General features: G+C 69.2%; 13 protein-coding genes. 9 read left to right on the top strand and 4 right to left on the bottom strand.

The genetic code is table 11. From position 1 onward, the window contains the following. Positions 1–6 precede the first annotated feature (6 nt). A complete protein-coding gene (locus tag AC3A6G_RS23290) occupies positions 7–267 on the top strand; it encodes a hypothetical protein (RefSeq protein WP_487874695.1) in 261 nt (86 codons plus the stop codon). Here AC3A6G_RS23290 and AC3A6G_RS23285 read toward each other — a convergent pair. Genes AC3A6G_RS23285 through AC3A6G_RS23275 form a run of 3 tightly spaced genes read right to left on the bottom strand, consistent with a single transcriptional unit; the run spans position 264 to position 2,649 of the window. After that, positions 264–740 carry a DUF2269 family protein gene (locus AC3A6G_RS23285; protein WP_487874694.1) on the bottom strand — a complete coding sequence of 159 codons (477 nt, stop codon included), beginning with the start codon at positions 738–740 and terminating at the stop codon, positions 264–266. The two genes, AC3A6G_RS23290 and AC3A6G_RS23285, sit on opposite strands and share 4 nt — an antisense overlap. Beyond that, positions 722–2,074 (bottom strand): SDR family oxidoreductase, encoded by a 1,353-nt coding sequence (locus AC3A6G_RS23280; RefSeq protein WP_487874693.1) that lies wholly within the window; start codon positions 2,072–2,074, stop codon positions 722–724. Before AC3A6G_RS23280 ends, AC3A6G_RS23285 begins: the two co-directional genes overlap by 19 nt. Before the next feature lie 38 nt (positions 2,075–2,112). Further along, positions 2,113–2,649 carry a hypothetical protein gene (locus AC3A6G_RS23275; protein ID WP_487874692.1) on the bottom strand — a complete coding sequence of 179 codons (537 nt, stop codon included), beginning with the start codon at positions 2,647–2,649 and terminating at the stop codon, positions 2,113–2,115. 157 nt (positions 2,650–2,806) lie between these two features. Between AC3A6G_RS23275 and AC3A6G_RS23270 the strand changes: the two genes are divergently transcribed. Further along, a complete protein-coding gene (locus tag AC3A6G_RS23270; RefSeq protein ID WP_487858666.1) occupies positions 2,807–3,040 on the top strand; it encodes a hypothetical protein in 234 nt (77 codons plus the stop codon). Positions 3,041–3,046: 6 nt separating this feature from the next. Here AC3A6G_RS23270 and AC3A6G_RS23265 read toward each other — a convergent pair whose 3' ends face one another. Further along, positions 3,047–3,988, bottom strand: coding sequence for a LysR substrate-binding domain-containing protein (locus AC3A6G_RS23265; protein ID WP_487874691.1), 942 nt, complete (start codon positions 3,986–3,988; stop codon positions 3,047–3,049). Positions 3,989–4,111: 123 nt separating this feature from the next. Here AC3A6G_RS23265 and AC3A6G_RS23260 point away from each other — a divergent pair, with 123 nt between their 5' ends. From AC3A6G_RS23260 to AC3A6G_RS23230, 7 genes are all read left to right on the top strand, one after another. Beyond that, the gene (locus AC3A6G_RS23260) at positions 4,112–5,107 is read left to right on the top strand and encodes a tripartite tricarboxylate transporter substrate binding protein (RefSeq protein WP_487874690.1); all 996 of its coding nucleotides are present in this window, start codon (positions 4,112–4,114) and stop codon (positions 5,105–5,107) included. Positions 5,108–5,112: 5 nt separating this feature from the next. Continuing rightward, positions 5,113–6,636 (top strand): UxaA family hydrolase, encoded by a 1,524-nt coding sequence (locus tag AC3A6G_RS23255; protein ID WP_487874689.1) that lies wholly within the window; start codon positions 5,113–5,115, stop codon positions 6,634–6,636. Between the two features lie 177 nt (positions 6,637–6,813). Continuing rightward, entirely contained in the window at positions 6,814–8,280 is a 1,467-nt protein-coding gene (locus AC3A6G_RS23250; protein WP_487874688.1) for an NAD-dependent succinate-semialdehyde dehydrogenase, read from the top strand. Between the two features lie 29 nt (positions 8,281–8,309). Further along, complete coding sequence (gene hpaI / locus AC3A6G_RS23245; protein ID WP_487874687.1) at positions 8,310–9,113, top strand: 4-hydroxy-2-oxoheptanedioate aldolase; 804 nt, start codon at positions 8,310–8,312, stop codon at positions 9,111–9,113. 189 nt (positions 9,114–9,302) lie between these two features. Then, positions 9,303–9,581, top strand: a complete 279-nt coding sequence (locus AC3A6G_RS23240) for a hypothetical protein (protein WP_487874686.1) — start codon at positions 9,303–9,305, stop codon at positions 9,579–9,581. Between the two features lie 131 nt (positions 9,582–9,712). Beyond that, complete coding sequence (locus AC3A6G_RS23235) at positions 9,713–10,333, top strand: YjbF family lipoprotein (RefSeq protein WP_487874685.1); 621 nt, start codon at positions 9,713–9,715, stop codon at positions 10,331–10,333. After that, positions 10,330–13,365 carry a YjbH domain-containing protein gene (locus AC3A6G_RS23230; protein WP_487874684.1) on the top strand — a complete coding sequence of 1,012 codons (3,036 nt, stop codon included), beginning with the start codon at positions 10,330–10,332 and terminating at the stop codon, positions 13,363–13,365. Before AC3A6G_RS23235 ends, AC3A6G_RS23230 begins: the two co-directional genes overlap by 4 nt. The last annotated feature ends 20 nt before the right edge of the window (positions 13,366–13,385 follow it).

Genomic DNA, 13,385 nt, shown 5'->3' with positions numbered 1-13,385 from the left:
CTTGCGATGAACGCGCTCGACCTGCTCAACCTCGATGTGCTGCTGGCGCGCAGCGTGCTGCTGCGCACCGACTACATGCAGGCGCAGGACCGCGTGCGCCGGGCGCTGGACCGGCGCCACGACGAGGCCGGCCTGCGCCCATCGGAAGAAGACTTCGATGACCTCGTGGCCGCCATGACCCGGTCGCTCGCGGCCGATGCGCGCTACCTCTGCACGCTGGCCATCACGGTGCGGTGCATCATCGAGCGCGCCAAGACGTCTGTTTAACTTCCTCCGAGCGCCGGCTTCGCGATCATCAGCCAGAACAGCGCCAGGAACAGGAAGAACGCCGGCACGCCGAGCGCCACCCACCACTTGAACAGCAGCCAGTAGCGCGGCGGCAGCGGCGTGCCCTCGCGCGCGGCCTCGGCGGCCAGGTCGCGCAGGCGCATCTGCAGCCACACCACGGGCAGCCAGCAGGCGATCGCGAGCGCATAGCACACGACCGAAGCCTTGAGCCACGGCGTCGAGAGCGGCAGGCCCATGCGTTGCACCAGCATGAAGCCGGTGACCGGCTGGAGCACGGCCGTGGTCGCGGTGAACAGCCAGTCTGCGCGCACCACCATGCGCGCCACCACCGCCACCGCGCGCACGTCGCGCGAGAGCGTGGTCGCGAGCAAATAGAAGGCCGACCCGATGCCCGTGCCGAACAGCAGCGTGGACGAGATCACATGCAGGTATTTCAGGACGAGGTATTCCATGGCGGCTTCATCTCCTTTTTCTCCGGTCGGTTGGGCGGCTCCATCGCCCAAAGCAGCGCGATGGCGGCGGCCATCGGCAGGTTCTTCGACAACGGTCCGAAGGGATGGAGCCAGAACTCGGGCATGGCCCAGGTGATCGCCGCCGTGTAGAAGGCCATGAGCGCGAGCTGCAGCGGCCACAGCACGCGGGCGCGCCAGGCGGCGGACAACGCAACGGTGCCGATGCCGAGCGCCAGGTCGAACAGCGCCGCGCCGTTCAGCAGCCATTCGGCCAGCGTGCCGTGCGCGCCCACGCGCGCGAGCAGCGCCAGGCTCTGGTCGCGCGGATAGAGGCCGATCGACACCACGAAGGTCCAGATCCACACCGCCGCCACCGACCACCGCAGCAGCGGCAGCATCCACTGCAACCAGGCCGTGCGCCGCAGCGCCTCGGCACCCTGCGCGGGGACGAAGCTGCGGTGCGAGCGCGGCGCGCGCCCGAGCCATTGCGCGAACTCGTCGGCCGGCGCGGCATTGCCCTGCAGCAGCATGCCTGCGGTGTCGGCATCGAGGAAGCTGCCCTTCCATCGGCCGGCGAGCCGCGCGCCGAAGCGGAACAGGCCTTCGGGCAGCGGCAGCACCCAGGCGCCGCGTGCATGGCCGAGCTGGCGGCGCAGGTCGGCGAGGTAGTCACCAAAGCGTACCGGCTCCGGACCGACGAAGGCGATGGTGCGGCTGCGCACGGGGCGCGCCTCGGCCAACGCGACCACGCCCGCGACCACGTCGTGCAGGTGCACCGGCTGCACCAGTTGGCCACCGCCGCCGGGCAGCGCGAGCAGCGGCATCACGGAGAGTGTGGCGAACATCCTGGCGCTCGCGCCCTCGTCGCCCCAGACCAACGAAGGCTGCACGATCGCCGACGCCACGCGGCACTGGCGCAGATGCCGGTCGGCGGCGCCCTTGCTGCGGTGGTAGGCGCTTGCCGCGTCCACCGCGGCGCCGAGCGCCGACACCTGGATGACGAGCGCGGCGCCCGCCGCGGCGCAAGCGTCGAAAAGCTGCACCGGCGCGAGGTGATGGATCGCCTCGAACTCGCCTTCGCTGCGCTCGCGCAGCACGCCCGCCGCATTGATGACCACGTCGCCGGCACGCAGGTGGTCGGCCCAGAACGACGCGGGCGGAACCTGCATCAGGTCGGCGCCGAGCCACTGCGTGTGTGCCTGCGGCCAGGTCGCCTCGGCGCTGGCGCGCTCGGGGTCGCGTGCGGTGCACAGCAGGTCGGCGCCGTGCGCCGCGAAGGCGGCTGCGAATGCGCGGCCGAGAAAGCCCGATGCGCCGACGATCACCACGCGCATGGCCGGCCTTCTTTCACCATGCCGCTGGCATCCGCGCGTCAATGCCGCGGCGGGCGATTGGCCACTGCGCAGCCGAGCGCCAGGCCCACTGCGAAGCTGGCATACACCGCAGCCATGGCCGGCCGCGACAGGTGGTGCTCGAACCCGGGCGTCAGGCGCCGGGGTGTCGCCAGATAGTCGACGGCGCAGGCAGTGGCCGCCGCGACGCCGGCACCCGACAGCGCCGCGGGCACCGACTGCGCTGGCCTGCGGTTGGCATGGAGCCAGGCGTAGAGCACCGCCCAGAAGGTGGCGGAACCGTGGTGGATGGCGTAGCCGATCAGCGTGTGGCGCAGCGAGGGCGACCGCCTGATCAGCGCGGTGCGGTCCCAGATCCAGTGGCTCGTCGCATTGGTCGGTGCACTGGCGCTGGCGGTCTGGCAACGCCCCAATACCGACAGCGCGATCGTCGAGGCCACGCTCGCGAAGGCGCCTGCGATCAGGCCGGTGCGGATGGCGGACCGGAACGGCGGGCAGGCACGCGCGCGCGTGTCGCGTGAAGGATCTTGCGGGTCGTCTTCTTGCTGCTGCTGCATGCGCGGAGCATGGCCGCAGAGGCGGCGCACGCGCGTGCGATGCGGAGCACCACCGCGTAGGCAGGCATCGCCAAGGACCCGAGTCGCTGTCCGACACCCCGAAGCCCCCTGCCGAGGCAGCGTGATTGCACCGCATTGAAGGGGTGAACCAAGAATGATGAAGACCGAACAAGCGAAGAGCGACGAGCGCGACAACAAGCGCGTGTTCCGCTGGGGTATTGGCGCGGCGATCACGGTGATGCTGCTCGCGGTGCTCTACAACCTGCTCATCCAGACACGCGAGGAAGGCCCGGTCAAGCCCGAGACGCCGACCCAGAGCGCGCCGCAACTCCAGACCACGCCCGGCACGGGCAACCCGCCCGCCGCGCCTGCCAGCCCGTCGAGCCAATAGACGGGGTCAGCGCGGCGATTTGGCCCGGGCGGCGCGCCGCAGGCACTCGATGAGCTGCTGCGTGCTCGGCGTGCGCCTGCGGCCGCGCAGCGTGATCAGGCCCACCGGCGGCAGATCGATCGGCACCGCGATCGGCAGCACCTTGAGCATGCCCTGCCGCTCGAAATGGCGCGCGACCGAGCGCGCCATGAAGGCCACCGCATCGCGCTGCTGCACGAAGCTGACCTGCGCCAGGAACGAGGCCGACTCGATGATGTCGGCCGGCGGATGCACGCCGTCGCGAAAGAACATCTGGTCGAGCTTGACGCGCAGTGACGCCCAGGGTGGCGGCATCACGCAAGGCTCCTTGGCGAGCCCCGCAAAGTCGAGCCGGCGCTTCGACGCGAGCGGATGGCCGGGCCGCACCACCACCGCCATCGGCTCGGCATGCAGCGCCTCGGTTTCAAGGTCGGGTGCCGCATAGCCGGGCTCGAGCCGGCCGACGAACAGGTCGAGCTCGCCGAGGCGCAGCTTGGGCAGCAGGCGAGTGAGGTCGCCCTCTTCCACCAGCACCGTCGTCTGCGCGGAGTGCGCCTTGAGCATCTCGACCGCGCGCGCGAGCAACACCGGCGTGGCGACCACCATGGCGCCCACGCTGGTGCGGCCTGCGGCCCCGCTCGCGACCGCGGCGATCTCGTCGCGTGTGCGGTCGTAGTCGGCGAGCACCGAGCGGGCAAAGCGCACCACGCTGTCGCCGTAGGGCGTGGGCTCTGTGCCGCGCGTGGAGCGCTCGAACAGCGCCAAGCCGAACATGCGTTCGATCTCCGCGAGCGACTTGGACACCGCGGGCTGCGTGACCGACAGGAACTCCGCGGCCCGGCCCAGATGCCTGAACTGGTCGAGTGCCACGAGCATCTGCAGATGCCGCAGCTTGAGGTTGGAACGAAGAACGCGGTCGATCTGGCTCATGGGGTGCTTACGGCGGCTACATAACCTCCAGGCTATGAAGCGAGTCCGCTATTTCATTGGATTGCAATGATTGTCTGCTGAAGAATACGCGTGGCCTTTCGAACCCGACAACGGAGACAACAAATGAGCATCCATCGCACCCTTCCCCGCCGGCAGCTGGTATTGGGCGGCCTCGGCGCCGCCGCGCTCGCCGCCACCACCGGCCGCGCCTTCGCGGCCGAGTACCCCGAGCGCGCGATCACCTTCATCTGCCCCTGGCCGGCCGGCGGCACAGCCGACCGCTCCATGCGCGCGATCTGCCAGATCGCGGCGCGCGAACTCGGGCAGCCGGTCGCGCTCGAGAATCGCGCCGGCGCCTCCGGGATGATCGGTACCAAGGCGCTCGCCTCGGCCCGCCCCGACGGCTACACCATCGGGCAGATCCCGATCTCGGTCACGCGCTTTGCGCAGATCGGCACGGTGCAGATCGATCCGCTCAAGGACCTGAGCTTTCTCGCGCGCACCTCGGGCCAGACCTTCGGCATCGCGGTGCATGCGAACTCGCGCTTCAAGTCGCTGGCCGACCTGGTGGCGCAGGCCAAGGCGAAGCCTGGCGCGATCAGCTATGCACATGCGGGCATCGGCGGCGCCACGCACGTGGGCATGGAGCAGTTCGCGCAGGCGGCCGGCGTGAAGTTCAACGCCATCGCCTACAAGGGCGGCTCGGCCGCGCTGCAGGACGTGCTCGGCGAGCAGGTCGACGTGCTGGCCGACAGCAGCTCGTGGGCGCCGCACGTCGAAAGCGGCAAGCTGCGCCTGCTCGCCACCTGGGGCGATGCGCGCACGCCGCGCTTCAAGGACACGCCCACGCTCAAGGAGCTGGGCTACGACGTGGTGGTCGAAGCGCCCAACGGCATCGGCGCGCCCCGCGGCCTGTCGCCCGCGGTGGAGAAGAAGCTGCGCGACGCCTTCCGCGTGGCGGTGAACAGCGACGAATTCAAGAAAGTGGCCGACAGCATCGATGCACCCGTCATGTACCAGGACGGCCCCGACTACCGCAAGTACGTCGAGGCCGTCTACCGACAGGAGACCGAGCTGATCCGCAAGCTCAATCTCAAGGAGCTGATGGAAAAAGGCTGACCGACATGAACGACGCCCGCCTGCTGCGCCTCCACCCGAACGACAACGTGCTGGTGGCCAAGACCCCGATCGCGCTTGGCGAGACGATCGCCGGCTTCGGCGTGCGCGCACGCGCCCAGATCCCGGCGGGCCACAAGATCGCCGCGCGGGCGATTGCGGCCGGCGAGCAGGTGAAGAAGTACGACACGGTGATCGGCGTCGCTTCGCGCAGCCTCGAGGCCGGCGACTACGTGCACAGCCACAACCTCACTCTGGTCGACTCGTACCGCGACCCGGGCTTTTGCCAGGACGTGCGCCCGGTCGACTATGTACCCGAGGCGGAACGCGCGGGCTTCATGGGCTTCGTGCGGGCCGACGGGCGCGTGGGCACGCGCAACTTCGTCGGCATTTTGTCGTCGGTCAATTGCTCGGCCACGGTGATCAAGCGCATCGCGGCGCACTTCACGCCCGAGCGGCTCGCGGCCTTTCCGAACGTCGATGGCGTGGCCGCCTTCGCGCAGACCAGCGGCTGCGGCATGTCGTCGCCGAGCGAGCATTTCGACGTGCTGCGTCGCACGCTCGCGGGCTATGCACGCCACCCCAACCTGGCCGGCGTGCTGATCGTGGGGCTGGGCTGCGAGCGCAACCAGGTCGACGCGCTGGTCGACTCGCAAGGGCTCGAGCAGGGCCGGCTGCTGCGCACGCTGGTGATGCAGGAGGTGGGCGGCACGCGCCAGACCATCGAGGCCGGCATCCGCGCGGTCGAAGAGATGCTGCCCGAGGCCAATGCCGCGGTGCGCACCCGCGTGGGCGCGCACCACCTGAAGGTCGGCCTGGAGTGCGGCGGCTCGGACGGCTTCTCGGGCATCACCGCGAACCCCGCGCTCGGCGCCGCAATGGACCTGCTGGTGCGCCACGGCGGCACCGCCATCTTGAGCGAGACGCCCGAGATCCACGGCGTGGAGTTCATGCTCACGCGCCGCGCCGTCACGCCAGAAGTCGGGCAGAAGCTGCTCGACCGCCTGGCCTGGTGGGAGCGCTATGCGACGGGGCAGAACGCGCAGTTCAACGGCGTGGTCGGCCACGGCAACCAGGCCGGCGGGCTCGCGAACATCTTCGAGAAATCGCTGGGCTCGGCCATGAAGGGCGGCACCACGCCGCTGCAGGCGGTGTACGAATATGCGGAGACTATCGACAAGGCCGGCTTCGTCTTCATGGATTCGCCGGGCTACGACCCGGTGGCGGTCACGGGACAGATCGCGAGCGGCGCACAGCTGATCTGCTTCACGACCGGCCGCGGCTCGATGTTCGGGAGCAAGCCGGCGCCGACGATCAAGCTCGCGAGCAACACGCCGATGTTTCGCCGCCTCGAAGAAGACATGGACATCAACTGCGGCGTGGTGCTCGACGGCGAGCTCAGCGTGCCGCAGCTCGGCGAGCGCATCTTCGAACAGATCCTGCGCCATGCCTCGGGCGAACGCACGCGCAGCGAGGCACTGGGCCTTGGCGACCATGAATTCGTCCCATGGCACCTCGGCATCGTGAGCTAGAGAAAGGCCCACCCCCGGCCCTCGCTCACTTCGTGTAGCTCGACTCCCCCCTCAAGGGGGCAACACCAGCGGCCCGGCAAAGCCGGTTCCGCGGTGTTCCTGGCCCCAGCCGCACTTTTTCATGCGCGGCGATTGCGCGACGGCTTGATGATTTCTGAACCAATGATCTGAATGGACATGCTCACCCTCTCCCGCCCCGACCTTCAGCGCAGCGCGAACTTCATTGCCGGCGAATGGCACCGGCCGGCCGGCCGCATGTTCGACGTGACCGATCCGGCGACCGGCGCGCCGATCGCGCAGGTGCCCGATTCCGACGCCACCGCCGCCCGCACCGCGGTCGATGCGGCGCAAGCCGCCTTTCCGGCCTGGCGCCGCACGCCGGCCAAGCAGCGCGCGCAGATCCTCAAGCGCTGGAACGACCTGGTGCTCGCCCACCAGGACGACCTGGGCCGGATGATCTCGCGCGAACAGGGCAAGCCGCTGGCCGAGGGCATCGGCGAGGTCGCCTATGCGGCGAGCTACATCGAGTGGTTCGCCGAAGAGGCGACGCGCGCCAACGGCGAGGTGATTCCCGCACCCCTGGCCGGCCGGCGCATGTTCGCGCTGCGCGAGCCCGTGGGCGTGGTGGCCGCGATCACGCCCTGGAACTTTCCGGCCGCGATGATCGCGCGCAAGATCGCGCCGGCGCTCGCGGCCGGCTGCACCGTGGTCTGCAAACCGGCCGAGGACACGCCGCTGACCTCGCTCGCGCTGGTGGCGCTGGCGGCCGAGGCCGGGGTGCCCCCGGGCGTGCTCAACATCGTGACCGCCTCGCGCGAGCGCACGCCCCAGGTGGTCGATGCCTGGCTCGACGATGCGCGCGTGCGCAAGATCACCTTCACCGGATCGACGCCTGTGGGCAAGCACCTGGCGCGGCGCTCGGCCGACACGCTCAAGAAGCTTTCGCTCGAACTCGGCGGCAACGCGCCCTTCATCGTGTTCGACGATGCCGACCTCGAGGCCGCGGTCGACGGCCTGATGGCGGCCAAGTTCCGCAACGGCGGCCAGACCTGCGTGTGCCCCAACCGCGTGTTCGTGCACGAGGCCGTGCACGACCGCTTTGCCGCGCTGCTCGTCGCCCGCGTGGCCGCGCTGCGCGTGGGGCCGGCGTCGGACGGCGCTTCGCAGATCGGCCCGATGATCAATGCGCGCGCGGTCGAGAAGATCGAGCGCCATGTGCACGACGCCACCACGCGCGGCGCGCGCGTGCTCACCGGCGGCACCAGGCTGCCCGCGCTCGGGCCGAATTACTTTGCGCCGACCGTGCTGGCCGATGCCGACGCCACGATGGCCTGCGCCTGCGAAGAGACCTTCGGCCCCGTCGTGCCGCTGACGCGCTTCGCCGACGAGGCGGCGGTGATCGCCCAGGCCAACGACACGCCGTTCGGGCTGGCCGCGTACTTCTATTCGCGCGACGTGCGCCGCGTCTGGCGCGTGGCCGATGCGCTCGAGGCCGGCATCGTCGGCATCAACGAGGGCGCGCTCGCCGCCGAGGCCGCGCCCTTCGGCGGCGTGAAGGATTCGGGCTACGGCCGCGAAGGGTCGGTTCATGGGCTCGACGACTACCTGCACACCAAATACGTCTGCCAGGGCCAGCTGGACTGACGCAAACACCCCACCCAAGGACACCTTTCATGCCTGCCCACAACAATTTCAAATCCGCGCTGGCCGCGAAACGGCCGCAGGTCGGCCTCTGGCTGTCGATGGCAGATCCGTACATGGCCGAGGTCAGCGCCACCGCCGGCTTCGACTGGCTGCTGATCGACGGCGAACACGCGCCCAACGACCTGCGCTCCACGCTCGCCACGCTGCAGGCGGTTGCTCCCCACCCGGCCGAACCCGTGGTACGTGCGGTGCAGGGCGACGCCGCGCTGATCAAGCAGCTGCTCGACATCGGCGCGAAGAACCTGCTGGTGCCGATGGTCGACACGGCCGAGCAGGCACGCGCGCTGGTCGCGGCCACGCGCTACCCGCCACTGGGCGTCCGCGGCGTGGGCAGCGCCGTCGGCCGGGCTTCGCAGTGGAGCGGGCGCACCGACTACCTCGAAGTCGCCGACGACGAGGTCTGCCTGCTGGTGCAGGCCGAGACCGTAACGGCGCTGTCGAACCTCAACGAGATCTGCGCAGTGGACGGCGTCGACGGCGTGTTCATCGGCCCGGCCGACCTGGCCGCGTCGATGGGCCACCGGGGCCGCCCCGGGCATCCGGAGGTCCAGGCCGCGATCGAAGCGGCCATGCGCACCAGCGTGGCGTCGGGCAAGGCCGCGGGCACGCTGACCTCCGACCCGAAGCTCGCACGGCGGTATCTCGAACTCGGCTGCACCTTCGTCGCGGTGGGCGTCGATCTGCTGCTGTTCGCGGGCGCCGCGCGGCGGCTTGCGGGCGAGTTCAAGGGCGCGGCGGCGCCTGCCGAAGCCGGCTCGCGTGCCGCTTACTGAGAATTTGGGCAACCATTTGCAACAAAAGTCGCAATTCCGGCGAAAAGCGGGTCTTCCCGAAGCGTTTCTCCTCTCATGCGGGTAGCTCCCACCGCTCTGAGAGTGGTAGTATCCACCCAGCGAGTCGTAACAATGCATCTGTGCAAGTAACCTCGATAAGCGCCCATTCCACCTCTGAAAAGGGAAATCATGAAGCACACTCACCTGATCGCCGCAATGGCCTTGGCAGCCCTGGCTTCCGCCCCTGCGCTGGCTCAACAACAGCCCGCCCAAGCGGCCCAGCCGGCCAACGCCTCACAAGCCCGCCAAGCAGCGTCGGGTGGCTCCCTGACCCGCGAACAAATGATCGGCATCGGCGCCGTGACCGGTGTGGTCATCGCAGCAACTGCCGGCGGCGGTGGTGGCGGCGGCGGCGGCTTCTACATTCCCCCGGGCGGTACCGGCACTGGAACCACCGGCACCAGGTAATGGCCGGAACCCTCCGCAAGGGGGGGTTCTCAGCGAGAGTCCGGCGCACCACTGGCGCGGTCCGAAAATTAGGATGTTGCGTTCTCGCATCATCCTTTTTTTTGGGCGGATGCTCTTCGGGCTCCTCGGCAATGCTCGCCACCGCCCGGCAACTTTTCAGCGCCTCGCCATCGGACTCCCCGGTATTCCGCCCGGAATTCAGCTATCTCCGCGCCTCCTTCGAAGGCCGCACCGTTTTTCTCGTGCTCGGATACGTCGACCCCCATCCTGAAGGTCCCACCGAGGTCTGGTACAGCGCCTCGGGTGAAGCAGTGCGCTTGCGCCACGGGCGCGTGGTTTCCACGGCCGGGCTCACGACCGACTGGCGCGCGGTGCGCCTCTCGAACGTGCCCACGTGGACCCAGGCCGCCAAAGGCGAGCCTTCGGCAGTGCGGTTCGAACGTGAACGCGACCTCATGCCCGGTTACCGTGCCGGCATCCGCGACGAAATCGAACAACACCCGATCGATCCGCCCCGCGACACCCTGCTCGCCGGCCGGTCCGCCGAGTCGCTGCGCTGGGTCGAGGAACGCAGCAGCACGCACCCCGCTTCGGCCGCGCTGCCGCCGGCGCGCTTCGGCCTCGCGCCTGTGGGCGACCGGTTCGAGGTGGTGTATTCGGAACAGTGCCTTTCCCGCGACCTGTGCCTGAGCTTCGAGCGATGGAACCCGCCTGCCCCGGCCAACATTGCCTCGACAAGCGCTGGTTCATGACTTTGGCACCGCTCGGCCCGATCAACCTCCCCTTCCGCCTCAGCCTGCTGGCCACAGCGATCGTGTTGACGGTTCCTTCCACCCACGCCGCGCCGAACGACCGCCTGACCGCGCGCGCTGACCAGGTGCAGGCGGGCGAGCGGCTCAGCGACTGGCTGCTGCGCCAGCCCGAGCAGGTAGCGAACCCCGGCCTGGCCTGGCAGGTACCGCAGGAGCTGCTGGCGCAGCAACTGTTGAAGGAAACCTTGCTGGTCAGCGTCGAAGCGGCCGTGCGGTCGGCATCGCCCAGCGAGCGGCCCGCGCGCGAGCAACTGCTGTCCGTGCTGAACGGCCTGCCGGTCACCGGCCGCGTGGCGCTCGGCATCGTCGATGCGCGCTGGCTCCAGGCCAACCCCGAACAAGATCCCGTGCTCGGCGAAGGCCAGCGGCTCGTGGCGCCCCCACCCGCGCTGCGCTGGGTGACGGTGGTGCAGCCCGACGGCAGCTTCTGCCGCGTGAGGCACGAGGCCGGGCGCACGGTGCTCGACTACCTGGCCGGCTGCGCACCCGAAGGCGGTGCCGACTGGGCCTGGATTGCCCAGCCTGATGGCCGCACCACGCGCGCCGCCATCGCCGCCTGGAACGCCGAGCCCGCCGACGAGCCCGCCCCGGGTGCGTGGATCTGGGCGCCGCCACGCAGCATGCCCGAGCTCGCTGCGCTGTCGGAGGGCATGATCAAGTTTCTGGCGGTGCAGGGCCCGTCGCCGCAGGAATCGACCGATGCGGCAACCCCGATGGCGACCAATGCCGCAACTGCCGCCGCCGCGCCCGCGTACGCCGCCCCCACCTCGAGCGCCGCCCTGCCAGACACCGTCGCCACCCAGCCGCGCCCGCTCGACATCAGCGGCAACGACTGGGGCGAAATCGGCCTGCTGCAGACCCCTTCGGCACGCATGGGACAAGCCGGCGACGGGCGCGTATCGCTCACGTCCATCTGGCCCTACACGCGGCTGAACTTCATGCTCCAGCCGTTCGACTGGATGGAGGCGGGCTTTCGCTACACGTCGATCTCGAACCGCGCCTACGAGGCCAGCAACACCGGCCAGTCGAACAAGGACAAGAGCATCGACATCAAGCTGCGGCTGCTGAAGGAAAGCGCCCGCGTACCCGAGGTGGCGCTGGGCTTTCGCGACATCGGCGGCACGGGCCTGTTCTCGGGCGAGTACCTGGTCGCCAGCAAACGCTGGAACGACTTCGATTTCAACTTGGGCATCGGCTGGGGTTACCTGGGCAACAGCGGCAACATCGGCAACCCGTTCAAGCTGCTCGGCAGCCGCTTCGACACGCGCGGCAACTCGGGTGCCAACACGGGCCGGTTCGGCTCCTACTTCCGCGGCCCTGCCGCGCTGTTTGGCGGCCTGCAGTGGCGCACACCCTGGGACCCGCTCACGCTCAAGCTCGAATACGACGGCAACAACTACCAGAACGAGCCGCAAGCCAACAACCAGCGCCAGCGCTCGCCCTTCAACATCGGCCTGACCTACCGCGTCTCGCCCACGATCACACTGTCGACAGGCTTCGAGCGTGGCGACAAGTTCATGGTCGGCATCACGCTGGCGGGCAATATGGCGAATGCCCAGACCACCAAGGTGGCCGACCGGCCGCTGCCGGGCTTCAGGGCCGAAGGGCCCGAGCGCTCGCCCGGCTGGGCGGCCACGGCCATGGAGATCGAGGCGCAAACCGAATGGACCGTCGAGCGCATCGCGCCAAAGCACGACGTGGTGCATGTGTGGGTGACCGACAGCAACACCGTCTATCGCACCGCCCGCGTCGAGAAAGCCATTGCGGTGCTGCACCACGACGCGCCGGACGCCTTCAAGAGCTTCGTCTTTCATTACTCGGAGCGCGGGCTCGCGGTGCATGCGCAAGTGATCGATCGGGCCGAATGGGTGACCGCGCGCATCAAGGCGCTGCCGCCGCACCAGGCCCGCGCCGTGTCGAAGCGCGACTACGAACCCGCACTGCCGCGCCGCGGCGAGAGGCCACAGATTGCCGCCACGCCCGAGCTGTCGGCACCGCTCCCGCCTGTCGAGCGCAGCCCGGCCGACGGCAATGCGCCTGCCGCACCCACCCTCGGGCCATGGGAAAAGGCCCGCGACAAGTTCAGCTTCGGGCTTGCGCCGAGCTACGGGCAGATCGTGGGCGGCCCCGACGCCTTCATCCTTTACCAGATCGGCGTGCAGGCCACCGCCGAATACCGCTTCACGCCGCGCACCTGGCTCAGCGGCAACGTCAACCTGCGGCTGGCCGACAACTACGACAAGTTCACCTACACCGCGCCCAGCGAGTTGCCGCGCGTGCGCACTTTCCAGCGCGAGTACGTGACCTCGCGGCGCTTCACGATTCCTTCGCTGCAGCTCACGCACGTGGGCCAGTGGTCGACCAACCACTACTACAGCGCTTATGGCGGCCTGCTCGAATCGATGTTCGCGGGCGTCGGCGCCGAGTGGCTGTACCGGCCGGCGCGCTCGCCCATTGCCTTCGGCGTCGACATCAACCGCGTGCGGCAACGCGACTTTGCGCAAGACTTCGGCCTGCGCGACTACAAGGTGACCACCGGCCACGCGAGCCTTTACTGGGACACCGGCTGGAACGGCGTGCTGGCAAAGGTCAGCGCCGGCCAGTACCTTGCGGGCGACCGCGGCGTGACGCTCGAGATCATCCGCCGGTTCGACAACGGGCTGGTGCTCGGGGCCTATGCCACCAAGACGAACGTCTCGTCGCAGCAGTTCGGCGAAGGCGATTTCGACAAGGGCATCTACCTGTCGATTCCGCTGGACGCCCTGCTTCCGCGGTCGAGCAAGTTCTCGATCGGCTTTGGATGGTCGCCGCTCACGCGCGACGGCGGCGCACGGCTCGGCCGCAGCCAAACCCTTTACGAAATGACGTCCGTGCGCGACCGCGGCGCCTTCGACTTTGCACCACCGCCCAACAAAGCGCCTCGTGCGGGAGACAACATCTTGAACTTCGACAGCAGCAGCAACAGCCAATGAGTGTTCGCATGAAAACCCAG

The sequence above is a fragment of the Variovorax sp. Soil_C_26 genome (genome assembly GCF_057657075.1).
This window is presented reverse-complemented; position numbering and strand designations above follow the sequence as displayed.